Genomic DNA, 14,056 nt, shown 5'->3' with positions numbered 1-14,056 from the left:
GTGCCTATTTCCCGCGCAGGCGGCCGAACAGCCCAGCCGGCTTCGGCGGCTCCGTGGTCTCGGCGGCGGTGTCGGGCACGTGCTCGGCATAGCCGCTGACCAGGCTGGCATTGACGAAATCGGCCACGTCCGCGGCCGGGACGCCGCTGGCCGAAGCGATTTCGTCGATCGTCGCGGGGCCTTTCATCATCGCGGTCGCGATCCGGAAGTGCTTGGGAAACTCGCGTTCTGTCTGCGGCCACTTGCCCAGGCGGTAGCGGCCAGCGGGATCGAATTCGGACAGCAGCGAGCCCTTGCCTGCGACCAGGCCGCCGAACCACTGCAAGCGGTTCAATGGTTGCGCCGCACCCAGCGGGGCGGACTCCCGGGCCCAGGTGGCCGCATCGACCGGCTGGAAATCATCGCGCGCCACCACGCCGTCCAGGGATTCCGCCAGCGGCTTGAGCGAGGTGGTGGAAAAGTACTGGCGCGCGTCGGCATCGATCAGCACCGGATGCGCGGTGGCACGGCGATAGCGGAAACGCCCATGCAGCAGTCCCGGTGCCAGCCAGTCGGCGAAGCAGCGCTCGCGCGGCGGCGGCGCGGGCGGCGCTTCCGGTGGCGGGCTCGTCACGGCGGCGGTCGGCGGTTCGATGGTCGCCGGAGCGAGGGTTCCGGCCTCGACCGAGCGCGGCAATCGCGGCGCGGGGGCAGGAGCCTCGGCTTCCTCGTCGACGGGCAGCGGGTGTTCCTCGGGCAGGACATCCTGCGGGACCGGCGAGGGCGACATGCCCGAGGGCGTCGGGTGCGGGGCGACGGCGGGCTTCCCCTCGGCCAGGGAAGCAAGCAGCGCCGCGACGCTGTCGGCGTCGAACGGACGCGCGAGATGGAAATCCGTCTGCGTGCGCGGCGCGGAGGTCAGGCCGATCACCTGCTTGCCCGCCGCATGCAGGCGCAGCCAGCTCATGGGCCCGTACATGCTGTCCATGTCGACGATGACATGGTCGGCCTCGCTGTCCGGCTTGACCTGCCACGCGTTGCCCGCGCGGGCATTGGCTTGCTGGAAGGCGGCCGTGAGGGCAGCCTCCGTGGACGAGTCCATGCCGGTAAAGCCAAGCGTCAACGCCATTGCCGTGATCCCGTCGGGAAGAATTCGAGTGTAGCGAAGTTGATCGCGCCAGCGGGCCGAGCAGTCAGGCCAGGCAACGACTGCGCTTGGGCAGGTGGTTCCTCAGGAACGCCATCTGGTCGGCCAGGATGTTGCGGTTGGACAGGATCAGGTGCTCCACCCAGCTCGGCCGGTACGGCACCGCCAGCAGCGGCATCGACGCCTGCTGCGGGGTACGTCCGCCCTTGCGCGAGTTGCAGTGGAAGCAGGCGGCCACCACGTTTTCCCAGACATCGCGGCCACCCCGCGACAGCGGCACCACGTGGTCCCGGGTCAGGTGCTGGCGCGCGAAATCGCGCCCGCAATAGAGGCACAGGTGCTGGTCGCGGGCGAACAAGGCGGCATTGGTCAACGCCGGCGTGGGATCCAGCGCGCGCGGGCTGGCGTGGCCGCGCGCGGCCACGATCGGATGCAGCTCGAGCACGCTCTGCCGGCCGCTCTCGCGGCTGGTGCCGCCATGCACGCTCAGGCAGGGATCGCCCAGCGTCCATGCCACGGCGCCGCGGACGTACAGGCAGGTGGCGTCCTGCCAGCTCATCCAGTCGAGGACGCGGCCGTGCGCGTCCAGCGACAGCAGGCGGACGGCATCCAGGCGGGCCGGCGCGGCGGGGAGCAAGGTGGGGGTGACCGGCGCGAGGCCGGGATCGGCGAGCGTCCCGGTGCGGACCAAGCGAAGCTTCGCTGTGTCGGTCTCCATCAACTCCCGTTTATACCGGGTCGCCGGTGCTTTGGGTAGCGAAGGACCGGTCGGGGCTGCGTGCCGGGACGTGGAGCACGCGAGGCCTGGCTGCCGCAGCGCCTGCCAGCCGGTTCCAACCCGTGCGTCAGCCCGAGGCCGGCTAGGTGCCGAACTCCGCCGCCTGCAGCGACATCAGCGACGCCGCGCCGCTTTCGATCGCCTGCCGGTGCACCAGCGTGCGCGGCAGGATGCGCGCGAAGTAGAAGCGGGCGGTTTCGCGCTTGGCCTGCTTGAACGACTCCGGCTGCGAGGACGCTTCGGCCGCCGCCACGCTGCGGGCCCACCAGTAGGCCAGCGCGACGTAGCCCGAATGGAACAGGTAATCGTAGGCGGCGGCGCCGATCTCGTCGGCATCGCCCTGCGCGCTTTGTGCGATCGCCAGCGACAGCTGCTGCCATTCGCCGGCCTTGTCGCGCAGCGGCGCGATGAATTCGGCCACGGCGGCATTGCCCTGCTGCTCGATGCAGAACTGCTCGATCATCGCCAGCATCTGTTTCAGCCCCGCGCCGCGCAGCTGCAGCAGCTTGCGACCGACCAGGTCCAGCGCCTGGATGCCGGTGGTGCCTTCGTACAGGGTGGTGATGCGCGCATCGCGCGCCAGTTGCTCCATGCCGTGCTCGGCGATGTAGCCATGGCCGCCGAAGCACTGCAGCGCGTGGTAAGTGCATTCCACGCCCCACTCGGTGAGGCAGGCCTTGACGATCGGGATGAGGAAGCCGAGCAGCGCTTCGGCGCGCTCGCGTTCGCCGGCATCGTCGGCATGCGCGGCGATGTCGAGCAGCGACGCGGCGTGGTAGGCCAGCGCGCGACCGCCTTCGACCAGCGCCTTCTGGGTCAGCAGCATGCGCCGCACGTCGGGATGGACGATGAGCGGATCGGCCGGCTTGTCCGGCGCCTTGGCGCCCGACAGCGAGCGCATCTGCAGGCGTTCGCGGCTGTAGCGCAAGGCATTCTGGTACGCGCGGTCGGCCAGCCCGAGCCCCTGCAACCCGACCGCGAGCCGCGCGGTGTTCATCATGGTGAACATCGCCGCCAGTCCCTTGTGCGGCTCGCCGATCAGCCAGCCCTGGGCGCCGTCGAAATTCATCACGCAGGTTGCCGAGCCGTGGATGCCCATCTTGTGTTCGAGCGCGCCGCAGCGCAGCGCATTGCGTGCGCCAACGCTGCCATCGCGGGCGATCTGGAACTTCGGCACGATGAACATCGAGATGCCTTTGCTCCCCGCGGGCGCGTCCGGCAGCCGCGCCAGCACCAGGTGCACGATGTTGTCGGTGAAATCGTGCTCGCCGGCGGTGATGAAGATCTTGGTGCCGGTGATGGCATGGCTGCCGTCGTCGTTGGGCGTTGCCCGGGTGCGCAGCAGCCCGAGGTCGCTGCCGCAATGCGGCTCGGTCAGGCACATCGTCCCGGTCCAGCGGCCTTCCACGATCGGGCCCAGGAATGCATCGCGCTGCCAGTCCTCGCCGTGGTGCAGTAGTGCTTCGGTGGCGCCATGGGTGAGCAGCGGGAAGTTGCCCCACGCCAGGTTGCCCGCGTCGATCATTTCCTTGACCGGGACGCCGACGGTCTGCGGCAAGCCCTGGCCACCGTATTCGACCGGCGACACGAGCCCGGCCCAGCCGGCGTCGACGTAGTGCGCGTAGGCCTGGCGGAAGCCCGGTGGGGTGGTGACGTCGCCGGTCGCCGGGTCGAGCTGGCAACCGGCCTCGTCGCCCACGCGGTTGAGCGGCGCGAGCACGGTTTCGGAAAACCGCGCGCCTTCCTCGAGCACCGCATCGACCACGTCGCGGGTGGCCTCGGCAAACCCCAGGCGCGCGAACAGCGCATCGGCCCCGAGCAGGTCGAACAGGACGAAACGCATGTCGGACAGGGGCGCGCGATAGGTGCTCATGGAGGCAGCTTGATCCGTTGGCGGGGTACAGATGGACGGTTGATTTGTAGCCCCAGGGCTACGGGAATGCGGGGTTCAGCGCAGGACGCCGGCGATGCCCGGCACGGCGGACAATGTGTTGTTGCGCTCGACGTCGTAGCTGCGCGCGCGGCTGTCCTCGGCGGCGGCATCGAGCGTGCCCTTGAGCGCATAGGCGATGCTGCCCTTGCGCACCAGCGCATCGGCGACCGCGATCTTCGCCGCCGGCGTCGGTGCCAGCGAAACGGTGGCGACATCCGCGGATTCGGGACCGATCGACAGCGCGGGCTCGCCCTGGAGCGTGCCGGCCGCTTCGCCACCGACCGTCAGCGCCAACGCCATCCGATCGAAGCGCATCGGCACGTTGCTGAAATTGTTGATGCGCAGGTCCACCGACCAGTTGCCGTCGGCGCGCACGGTGAGCTGCTGGATGTTGACCGCAGGCTCCGACACGCGCCGCACGGGGCCGGTGCGGCAGGCTGTCAGCAACAGGCACGCAGTCAACAGCGCGGTGGCCACCATCGGGAAACGCGTCATCCGGACTCTCCGCGGGAAGATGGGTCGAGCATACAACCGCGCCGCGGACGCCTGCATCGCCCGACCTCAATCCAGCAGGCCCTTGCGCAGCGCGTAGCGCACGAGCTCGGCGGTGTTGCGCATGTCGAGTTTCTCCAGCACGTGGCCACGGTGGTTCTCCGCGGTCTTGGCGCTGATGCCCAGGCGGCGCGCGATTTCCTTGGTGGTCATGCCCTCGGCGATCAGGTGCAGGACCTCGCGTTCGCGGGTGGTCAGGCGGCCATAGGGGTCGTCGAGGGTGCGCTCGGGATGCTGCAGCTGTACGGCCATCGTCCGCGCCGCCTGCGGGCCGAAATGTCCGTGCCCGGCATGCAGGCTGCGCACGGCGGCGAGCAGTTCGGCCGCCGCGCTGTCCTTGACCAGGTAGCCCGACGCGCCCGCGCGCACGGCCTGCAGCACGTACTCGTCCTCCTGGTGCATGGTCAGCACCAGCACGCGCGTGGTGGGCAGCTGCGCGCGCAACCTGCGCACCACTTCCAGCCCGCCGAGGCGCGGCATCGACAGGTCGACGACGACCACGTCCGGGCGCAGCTGCAGTGCTTTTTCCAAGGCCTCGACGCCGTCGCTGGCCTGCGCGACGACCTGCACGTCGCCGTCGGCCTGCAGCACGCTCACCAGGCTTTCGCGGACCATCGTGTGGTCGTCGGCGATCAACACGCGCATATGGACAGCCCCCTTGGGCCAACGCTGCGCGAGCAGTCAGCCGGCGTCAAGCGGCACCGTCGCCTGCAACCGGGTTCCCTGCCCCGGCGAGGAGTGCAACTCCAGCTGGCCGCCATACAGCCGCAGCCGTTCGCGCATGCTGCCCAGGCCGCTGCCGCCGGAACAAAGCGCCTGCTGCGGATCGAAGCCACGCCCGTCGTCGAGCACCTGCAGCTGCAGTTCGCGTTCATGCGCCACCAGCCGCAGCAGCAGGCTGCGCGCGCCGGCGTGCTTGGCGGCGTTGGTGAATGCTTCCTGGGCGACGCGGAACAACAGCGTCTGCAGTTCGTCGTCCAGCGGCGGCAGCAATGCGATCTCGACCACCACCGCGGCGCCGGATGCTTCGCCGGTGCTGCGCGCGAGCCAACGCAGCGCCGGTTCCAGGCCCAGGTCGTCGAGGATCGGCGGGCGCAGCAGCCGCGAGAGGCTGCGCGTGTCCTCCAGTGCGCCGGAGCACAACGCGAGCGCGGCATCGAGCTTCCCGCGCAGCGCGGACTGCTCGGGCAGCAGTTCGCTGCCGAACTGCCCGAGCCGATGCTTGAGCGCGGTGAGGTTCTGCCCCAGTCCGTCGTGCAGCTCGCGGGCGAGTCGCCGACGCTCGTCTTCCTGCACCCGCCAGACGGCGCGACCCAGGCGGCGGAATTCGCGCTCGTTGGCTTCCAGTCGCCGCAGCAGGCCTTGGTACTGCTCGCGGACGGCGGCCATGGCGGCGTCGATGTCGGGCGGCGGCGTGGTCATGGCGTGGCGGGCTGCGCGCGTGATGTCATCGCGGCACCCGGTGGCGCTGTCGCGGGTGCGGGCGGCGCCATCGTCGCCGGCGTGGTACTCGCGGCGTCCCATCGCGAACGCAACGCCGGTGGCAGCGTCGAGCGCAAGCGCGACGTCGCCTCCCGCGCGCGCAATGTCGCGGCGCGCGCGCCAGCGGCGTCGCCAAGCCCGGCGCGCGCCCTGGCGCCGAGCGCATGCAGCGCGGGTGCCTGCAAGGCATCGCCGTTGCGCAGCAGTGCGGCCGCTTCGTTGTACAGCGTCGCCGCACGCGCGGCGTCCTGCGACGACAGCGCCAGCTGCATCGCCAGCTGGAGCCATTGCAGGCGAAGGCCGATATGGCCCAGCGATGCGATCGCATCCCCCAGCGCCGGCGCCAGCGTCCCGTCGACACGTGCCTGCAGCAGATCGATCCGCAACAGCAACTGGCGGATGCCGGAACCACTGGCGGCGTGCCGTGCATCGCGCAGCGCCTGCGCCGCCCGCGGCCGATCCCCCGCGTCGAGCGCGATTTCCGCGTCGAGCAGATGCGCGGTCGCGCGCTGCTCGCTCGGCGCGTCGGCCAGGGTCGGGGCGAGTGCCGCCAGCGCCGCGCGGGCCTCGGGCAACGCATGCGCGGCCACCAGCGCTTCCACGTGCAGCAGCCCGGCGTCGCTGGCGCCACGTGCGTCATCGCGGCTCCGGAACGAGGCTTCCGCTTTTCCCGCCTGGTCGATGGCGGCCTGCAGGTGGCCCTGCCGCAACTCCAGTTCGGACAGGTGGCGGCGGCTGACGGCGGCTTCCTCGGGCATCTGCTGGCGTTCGGCGGCCGCAAGCGACTCCTGCAGCCGCCGGCGCGCTTCCTCCCAGCGCCCGCGCGCGATCGCCAACAGTCCCAGGTCCTGGTCGCTGCGCACGCGCCCGGTTTCGTCGCCGAGCTTCTCGTAGGCAGCCGCGGCCTGCTGCAGGTAGACCTGGGCGTCGTTGTAGGCGCCGAGCTGGTATTGCGCGAAGCCGATGTCGTTGAGCGCCTGCGCACTGCCGAACGCGTCGCCCACATCCTGCCAGGCCTGGAGCGCGCGCTGGAAGGCCTGCAGCGCCTGCGGATAGTTGCCGCGTTCCTCGGCGAGCAGTCCCAGGTCGTTCTCGACCGCGGCCAGGCCGTCGCGATCGCCAAGACGGGTGTACAGCGCGCGGGCCTGCAGCAAGTCCGCCTGCGCGTCGTCGTATTTACCGGTCAACGACAACGCGTTGCCCAGGTTGCGCAGGCTGGTCGCTTCGCCGCGCAGGTTGCCGACGGCATGCCGCAGCCGCACGGCCTTGCCGTATTGCTCGGCGGCGTCGTCGCTCTGGCCCAGGCGGCCGTAGCCGATGCCCAGTGCGTTGACGGTCTCGCCTTCGCCGAACAGGTCGCGGCTGCGCTTGTACTGCACCAGCGCGCGCACCAGGTAATCGTCGACCGCACGCTGCGCGTCGCCGCTGAGGATGGAGAACTTGCCCAGTTCGAACCAGACCCGCGGATCGTTGCCATCGCGCTGCGAGAGTGCCAGCAGTTCCTTGACCGCGGTGGCGAAGTCGCCGCCGGCGCCGCGGGCGCGCGCGAGGTTGAGCGCGGCTTCGGTGTCGTCCGGCGTGGCCGCGACCAGCGCGCGCCATTGCTCGATCGCCGCCGGCGCATCGCCTTCGATCCCGGCGCGGAGCGCGGCGAAGCGCTCGCGCAGCGGCAGCGGTGCCGTGGCGGCGACGCGCTGGCCCTGCTCGATCGCATCGGAAGCGACGTCCTGTTCCCCGATCATCAACGCGGTGTCGGCCTGCGCCAGCCACGCCGCCGCATACGCCGGCGCCGCGCTGGTAGCAGCCTGGAAGCCCACCAGCGCCTCGGCCAGGTGCCCTTCGCGGCGGGCGATCAGCGCCGCGCCGTAGCTGTCGAGCGCCGAGCGGGGCTGCGGCAACGCCAGGTCGAGCGTGCGGTCCTGCAGTCCAAGCGCGTCGAGCACCACGGGTTGCGACGCCCAGGCCTGCACCGCGCCGATGGCGTCATTGGCCTGTGGCCCAGGAAGCGCGCGCGGCGGCCGGCCTTCGGCGTCGAGCGTCGCCAGCAGTTGCCAGCGTCCCCCGGAGCCGTGCAGCCCCAGTTGCAGCACGCGTTGCGCCGCCGCCACGCGCCGCAACGCACCCGGATCCGGGCGGGCGTTGCCATCGGGATCGAGCTGCCGCACGGCCTGCAAGCTGCGATCGCCGTCGACCACGGCGTAACCCGGGACCTGCGCCAGCGCGTCGCGCACGTGCGCCGACAGTGCGGCCACGCGCGCATCGGATGCGCCGCCGGCCTCGATCGGCAAGACCAGCAACCGGTCCAGGGGCGGCGAGGCGATCAACGGCGGCAGGTGCGCGCGCCAGTGCCACCATGCCGCGCCACCGCCAGCGAGCAGCAGGACGGCCGCCGATGCCATCCACGCGCCGCGGTGCCGCGCGAACATGTCGGCCCAACGCCGCGGCACTTCGCGCGTGTCGATCGCGGTGATCACCTCGCGCGCGGTCTGCAGCCGATGCGCCGGCTGCGGACGCAACAGGCGGTCGACCAGGCGCGCGAGCCAGGGCGGCGTATCGCCGCGTCGCTTGGTTACCGGCTCGGGTGCGCGCAGCATGCGTTGCGCCAGCACCTCGGCCACGGTGCCGCCGGCGAAGGGCGGCTGGCCGGCGAGCATCTCGTGCAGGATCAGCCCCAGGGCGTACAGGTCGCTGCGCGCATCGGCGGCTTCGCCGCGCGCCTGTTCCGGTGCGAGGTAATCCGGCGTGCCGACCACCGTGCCGGTGCGGGTGTTGCCGCTGGTGGCCAGCGAGCGCGCGACGCCGAAGTCGCTGATGTAGGCGTCGCCGTGCGCATCGAGCAGGATGTTGGCGGGCTTGAGGTCGCGGTGGACCACGTCGCGCGCGTGCGCGGCGGCGAGGCCTTCGGCGATCTGGCGCGCGATCCGCACCGCCTCGTCGATGGGCAGCGCGCCGGGGTGGTCCAGCCGCTGGTCGAGCGACTGCCCGTCGACCAGGTCCATGCTGATCAGCCAGCGCTGGTCGTGCCGCGCCAGGTCGTGGATGCGCACCACGCGGGGACTGGAGACCTGCCGCGCCAGCAGCAGTTCCTGGCGGAATCGTTCGAAGGCGTCCGCGCGGTGCGCCAGTTCCGGACGCAGCAGTTTCAACGCGACCGGCACGCCGAGGGCGAGGTCGGTCGCGCGGTAGACCACGCCCATGCCGCCGATGCCGAGGATGGACTCGATCCGGTAGCGCTCGCCGATCACGCTGCCGACGGGGATGTCGGCCTGCCCGTGGACACCGGTGGCGGTGGCGTCGCTGGCCGGCCCGCTTTCGTCGTCGTGGCCGGGAGGCGTCATGGCGTGGCCTCGTGCGCGGCGACGATCGCATCCCAGTCCAGGCCGGACTCGACGCTGGCGAGCAGGTCGCTGGTGCGGCGTGCCGCAAGCCACAACGCGGCGGTCTCGGCGAAGGCTTCCAGCAGTTCGAGATCCAGCGTCGTGATCGCCGGTCCCGGTCGCACCCGGTCGGCGTAGATGGCGCCCAGCGCCTGCCTGCCTTCGAGCAACGGCAGGCACACCACCGCGCTGATCTCGCCGGCGACGACGGACGCGCGCGACGCGAGCCAGGGATCCAGGCCGATGTCGTTGACCACCACGCTGCGGCGCTGGTCCAGCGCGCGCCGGATCGCGCTGACGCTGCCCGAGAACGCACTGGACGACAATTGCGCCGGGGTCAGCGCCAGGCTGGCGCGGACGGCGAAGCGGTCGTCGTGCGCGAGCAGCACGAAACCGCGTTCGCATTGCGCCAGCTCGACCACCCCACGCAGGCTGGCCTCCAGCAGGTCGTCCAGTTGCGCCAGCCCGTCCAGGCGCGCCGTGCGGGCGCTGACGCGCCGCGCCCGCTGGCCGCGTTCGGCGGCTTCGGCTTCGGCGGCGCTGATCGGGCTGAACTCCAGGTAGATGTCGCCTAGCCGCAACCAGCAGGCGCGCGCCAGGGGCATGTCGTGCACGCGGATGCCGTCGACGAAACTGCCGTTCTTGCTGCCCAGGTCACGCAGGCGCCAGGCGCCATCGCGATAGGCCAGTTCGGCGTGGTGGCGCGATACCGACGGGTGGTCCAGCCGCAGGCCGTCGCCGACGGCGCGACCGATCCGCAGCGCGGCGGCTGGATCGAGCGGGCACGCGATGGCGGCTTGGTCGGGTGGATACGCGGTCAGGCGCCCCTGCATCCGGGCATCTTAGCGCGCGCCCGGTGCCGCCCGGCAGGCATGCCGGGCGTTGCTTATTGGCCGAAATCGCGCAGGTAGCCGAGGCTGAACTTCAGCGTCGCGGCACCCGCGATCAGGTCGCCCGCCTGGTTGTCGGCGCCGCCGGCGCGCCAGGTATCGAGCAGCGCACTGCCTGCGCGTGCCTGCGCGCGCGCGCTGATGGCATCGGTGGCGGCGATCGCGGTCGCGTAGTCGTCGCGGGCCAGCGCGGACTGCAGGGCGTCCAGCTGGGCCGAAAATGCAGGCTGCTCCGTGGCCGGCAGGGTTGCGACGCGGCCGCGCAGCCAGTCGATCTTTGCGTCCACCACGGTCCCGGTCTCGCGCAGGTCGGTCGCGACCAGGAACTGCGAGAAGCCGCCGTAGCGGCTGCGCGCACGCACGCTGCCCTGCGCGATTTCCTCGGTCGTATCGCGGAACGCGCCGCCGACCGGCGCCTTGAACACGCGCAGGTTGCTGCCGACCGCGTAGGGCAGCAGGTGGGTGTGCAGCTCATAGCGTCCGGTGCGGCGGAAGTTGAGCCCGCCCGCCAGTGGCGGCTGAACCGTCACCAGCAGCGGCAACGCGGAATCCAGCTGCACCTGGCTCGCATTGGGCAGGCGCGACAGCAGCGCGGGATCCTGCAGGTCCACCAGGCGCGCGCTCAGGCCCAGGCTGGCGACGTTGAGGTTGCTGGCGTCGTCGAAAGTCAACGTCACCTCGGCGATCGGCTGCGATGCCGGTCCGATCTGTGCAACCGCGACATTCCCGGCCACCGAGAGGTTGATCGGCAGGTCGACATTGACCGGTAGCCCGGACACGCTCTGCGCCGAGGCGCTGCCGAAGGCCAACAAGCCATAGAGCAGCACGGCGCTGATCAACCGCTTCGGGGAGGCGAATCGACGCACGGCAGGCTCCTGCATGGCGGAAGACGGATCGCGATGACGATAACGACGCCGCATGTTAAGGCCGTGTGGTGATCGTGGCTTGTTTTTCGGGTTAGGTGAACGGCTTTGCAATACGCCACGGCACTGGGGGTTTTCCCCGACCGCCCTGATGGGGGTTCCGGATGGGCGGCGGGACGGACACGGGGGACAACGGGGGTGTCCGCAAGTCCCGCGGCTACCCCACGGAGTCCCACGATGTCCGCCTCCCGCCCACGTAACGGTTTCCGCATCACCGCGATGGCCGCCGGCCTTCTGCTCAGTGGCGTCGCGCTCGCCGACGCGCACCTGGATCCGCAACTGCTCAGCCGCCTGGCCAAGGCGGCGCCGACCGACCAGCTGCAGGTCGTCATCAGCTACGAGCAGTCCGGCCCGGTCACCAGCAACCAGGTCGCCGCGCTCAAGACCCTCGGCATCACCCGCGGCATCACCATGCGCACGTTGCCGATCGCCGGCGCGCTCGCCACGCCGTCCGAAATCCGCGCGCTGGCCCAGCGTTCGGACGTCGCCTCGATCTACTACAACGCCCCGGTCCGCTACATGGACGAGGAAGCCAATGCGCTCTCGGGCGTGACGAAGATGTTCCAGAACCCGATGGATTACGGCCGCCCGATCCCCTACAGCGGCGCCGGCGTGACCGTGGAGATCAACGACTCGGGCATCGACGCCACCCACGCCGACCTGCAATACGGCAACCACGTGGTGCAGAACACGCAGGGCGTGACCAACCTGGCCGCGGTCGACAGCATGCTGCCGATCACCTATGTCGAAGGCGTGCCCAACACCGACTGGGGTTCGGGCCACGGCACCCACTGCGCCGGCATCGTCGGTGGCACCGGCGCGCGCTCCAACGGCAAGTACCGTGGCGTCGCGCCCGGCGCGAGCCTGGTGGGATATGGATCAGGCGCGGTTCTGTTGATCCTGGACGCCGTCGGCGGGCTGGATTACGCCGCGACAAACCAGTTCAGCTACGCGCATCCGATCCGCGTGGTCAGCAATTCCTGGGGCAGCTCGGGCACCTTCGATCCGCTGGATCCGGTCAACGTCGCCAGCTACGAGTTGTACAAACGCGGCATCGTCAGCGTGTTCGCGGCCGGCAACGACGGCCCCGGCGAGGACACGCACAATCCGTACGCGCAGGCACCTTGGGTGATTTCGGTTGGCGCCAGCGAGAAGGACGCCGTGCTGACCTCGTTCTCCTCGCGTGGCAAGCGCGGCGAGTCCGGCACCTTCACCATGCCCGACGGCAAGAGCTGGACCTACGTCAACGAACCCACCGTGGTCGCCCCGGGCGTGGACATCGTCTCCACCCGCGATCTCGAAGGCGTGCTGCCGCCGCTGGAAGCGCAGAACGACGCCGCCACGCTGGATCCAGCCTACCTGCCGTTCTACACCCACATGAGCGGGACCTCGATGGCGACGCCGCACGTGGCCGGCATCGTCGCACTCATGCTCGAGGCCAATCCCAACCTGTCCCCGGCGCAGGTCAAGGACATCCTCAAGCGCACCGCCACCAACATGACTGGCCGCATCAGCTGGGAAGCCGGCGCCGGCCACGTCAACGTGTATGAGGCGATCGCCGCGTCGGCCGGCCTGCGCACCGATTACGGTGCGACGGTCAATTCGCTGCACGGGTTCAACAGCAACGCGTTGCTGGTCAAGGGCGCGGATCCGATTCCGTTCTCGGTCGATTTCGCACCGGTCGGCACGGTGGGCGAACAGAGCTTCACCGTCGGGTCCGACGTGGCGTGGGTGAGCGCGAAGGCCACCATCGATGCCAACACGCTGGCGCTGGTGCTGATCGATCCGGATGGCGTGCAATATGGATCGGCGATTGCGTTGCCGGTGCTCGGCGACACCGTGACCACCGGTGCGCCGGCCAAGCCTGGCGTGTGGCGCGTCACCGTGCGCGGCATCGGCTCGGTGTCGGGGACCGATGTCGATCCGCTCAGCGTCACCAACGGCTACGCCGCGCCGGGCACGGTCACCGGCACGGTGAGTTTCCTCAACAGCGGGGGCTATACCGGGCTCAATGACGTCGCCAACCATCCGGCGCGCCAGGCGATCGAATTCGCCGTCGCCAACCGGCTCGTCGATGGCTACTCGGACAAGAACTTCCGTCCGGACCAGTACCTCAAGCGCAGCGAGCTCGCGCGTTACCTGCTGATGGGCACCAGCGTCCGCCAGCACCTGCCGTTCGACCACAAGCCGTCGTTCACCGACCTGTCGACGTCCGATCCGGCGTATCCGTTCGCGGAGTCGGCGGTGGCGCGCGGCGGGGCGCTGCGCGACCTGACGCAGACACAGGATCCGGTGATGGGTCTGCTCAATGGCGCGTTCCGTCCCCACGACAACGTCAGCCGGGTCAGCCTGGCCTACTCGCTGGTGCAGAGCCTGGCGCTGCAGGACCAGGCGCGTGCGTTCAGTGGCACGTTGACCGCGTTCTACCAGGGGCAGCGGATCCCGCTGGCCGATGCGGCGCTGATACCGGTCGCCCTGCGCGGCTACGTGCAGCTCGCGTTGGACCAGGGCCTGATCAATGCGCGCTTCACCGTCACCCAGGGTCCGTACGACCTGCAGCCGACGCTGCATGCGTATTTCGACCCGGGCAAGCTGGTGACGCGCGCCGCGTATGCGGTCGCCGCCGGGCGTTACCTGGCCGACTACCAGAGTGCGCAGGACTGATTGGTAGAGCGATGCGTTGCACGAGGACGGCCCCGGATGGGGCCGTTCCTTTGTGTGTGGTTACAGGGCGCGGACGCCCCGGGTGCGCTGCGCTTGCCCGGGCTACGGCGAGCGGCGGGCGAGCGGTGGGTGGTTGAGCGATCGATGGCCAGCGACCCCGGGTGCGCTGCGCTTGCCCGGGCTACGGCGAGCGGCGGGCGAGCGGTGGGTGGTTGAGCGATCGATGGCCAGCGACCCCGGGTGCGCTGCGCTTACCCGGGCTACGGCGAGCGGCGGGCGAGCGGTGGGTGGTTGAGCGATCGATGGCCAGCGACCCCGGGTGCGCTGCGCT

10 protein-coding genes are annotated in these 14,056 nt (G+C 70.5%); 1 reads left to right on the top strand and 9 read right to left on the bottom strand.

What is annotated here, in order from left to right:
- Positions 1 to 4: 4 nt before the first annotated feature.
- The 9 genes from G7B67_RS00050 to G7B67_RS00010 form a co-directional block, all read right to left on the bottom strand.
- On the bottom strand, positions 5 to 1,108 hold the full coding sequence (locus G7B67_RS00050) for a hypothetical protein (protein ID WP_166205924.1): 1,104 nt from the start codon (positions 1,106 to 1,108) through the stop codon (positions 5 to 7).
- A gap of 64 nt (positions 1,109 to 1,172) precedes the next feature.
- On the bottom strand, positions 1,173 to 1,844 hold the full coding sequence (locus G7B67_RS00045; RefSeq protein ID WP_166205922.1) for an HNH endonuclease: 672 nt from the start codon (positions 1,842 to 1,844) through the stop codon (positions 1,173 to 1,175).
- A 142-nt stretch (positions 1,845 to 1,986) separates the two neighbouring features.
- The gene (locus tag G7B67_RS00040; protein WP_166205920.1) at positions 1,987 to 3,777 is read right to left on the bottom strand and encodes an acyl-CoA dehydrogenase C-terminal domain-containing protein; all 1,791 of its coding nucleotides are present in this window, start codon (positions 3,775 to 3,777) and stop codon (positions 1,987 to 1,989) included.
- Positions 3,778 to 3,852: 75 nt separating this feature from the next.
- Positions 3,853 to 4,332 carry an LEA/WHy family protein gene (locus G7B67_RS00035; RefSeq protein WP_207780835.1) on the bottom strand — a complete coding sequence of 160 codons (480 nt, stop codon included), beginning with the start codon at positions 4,330 to 4,332 and terminating at the stop codon, positions 3,853 to 3,855.
- A 66-nt stretch (positions 4,333 to 4,398) separates the two neighbouring features.
- A complete protein-coding gene (locus tag G7B67_RS00030) occupies positions 4,399 to 5,034 on the bottom strand; it encodes a response regulator (protein ID WP_166205918.1) in 636 nt (211 codons plus the stop codon).
- 36 nt (positions 5,035 to 5,070) lie between these two features.
- Complete coding sequence (locus tag G7B67_RS00025) at positions 5,071 to 5,811, bottom strand: sensor histidine kinase (RefSeq protein WP_166205916.1); 741 nt, start codon at positions 5,809 to 5,811, stop codon at positions 5,071 to 5,073.
- Complete coding sequence (locus tag G7B67_RS00020) at positions 5,808 to 9,209, bottom strand: serine/threonine-protein kinase (protein ID WP_166205914.1); 3,402 nt, start codon at positions 9,207 to 9,209, stop codon at positions 5,808 to 5,810. Before G7B67_RS00020 ends, G7B67_RS00025 begins: the two co-directional genes overlap by 4 nt.
- Entirely contained in the window at positions 9,206 to 10,081 is an 876-nt protein-coding gene (locus G7B67_RS00015) for an FHA domain-containing protein (protein WP_166205912.1), read from the bottom strand. The genes G7B67_RS00020 and G7B67_RS00015 overlap by 4 nt, the downstream gene beginning before the upstream one ends.
- A 53-nt stretch (positions 10,082 to 10,134) precedes the next feature.
- Positions 10,135 to 11,004, bottom strand: a complete 870-nt coding sequence (locus G7B67_RS00010; RefSeq protein WP_166205910.1) for a DUF6689 family protein — start codon at positions 11,002 to 11,004, stop codon at positions 10,135 to 10,137.
- Positions 11,005 to 11,238: 234 nt separating this feature from the next.
- Here G7B67_RS00010 and G7B67_RS00005 point away from each other — a divergent pair, with 234 nt between their 5' ends.
- On the top strand, positions 11,239 to 13,725 hold the full coding sequence (locus tag G7B67_RS00005; protein ID WP_243412181.1) for a S8 family serine peptidase: 2,487 nt from the start codon (positions 11,239 to 11,241) through the stop codon (positions 13,723 to 13,725).
- Positions 13,726 to 14,056: the final 331 nt, after the last annotated feature.

The sequence above is a fragment of the Cognatiluteimonas telluris genome, assembly GCF_011320095.1.
Lineage (GTDB): Bacteria > Pseudomonadota > Gammaproteobacteria > Xanthomonadales > Xanthomonadaceae > Cognatiluteimonas > Cognatiluteimonas telluris.
The sequence above is the reverse complement of the archived record's forward strand: the minus strand, read 5'-3'. Positions and strand labels throughout refer to the sequence as shown.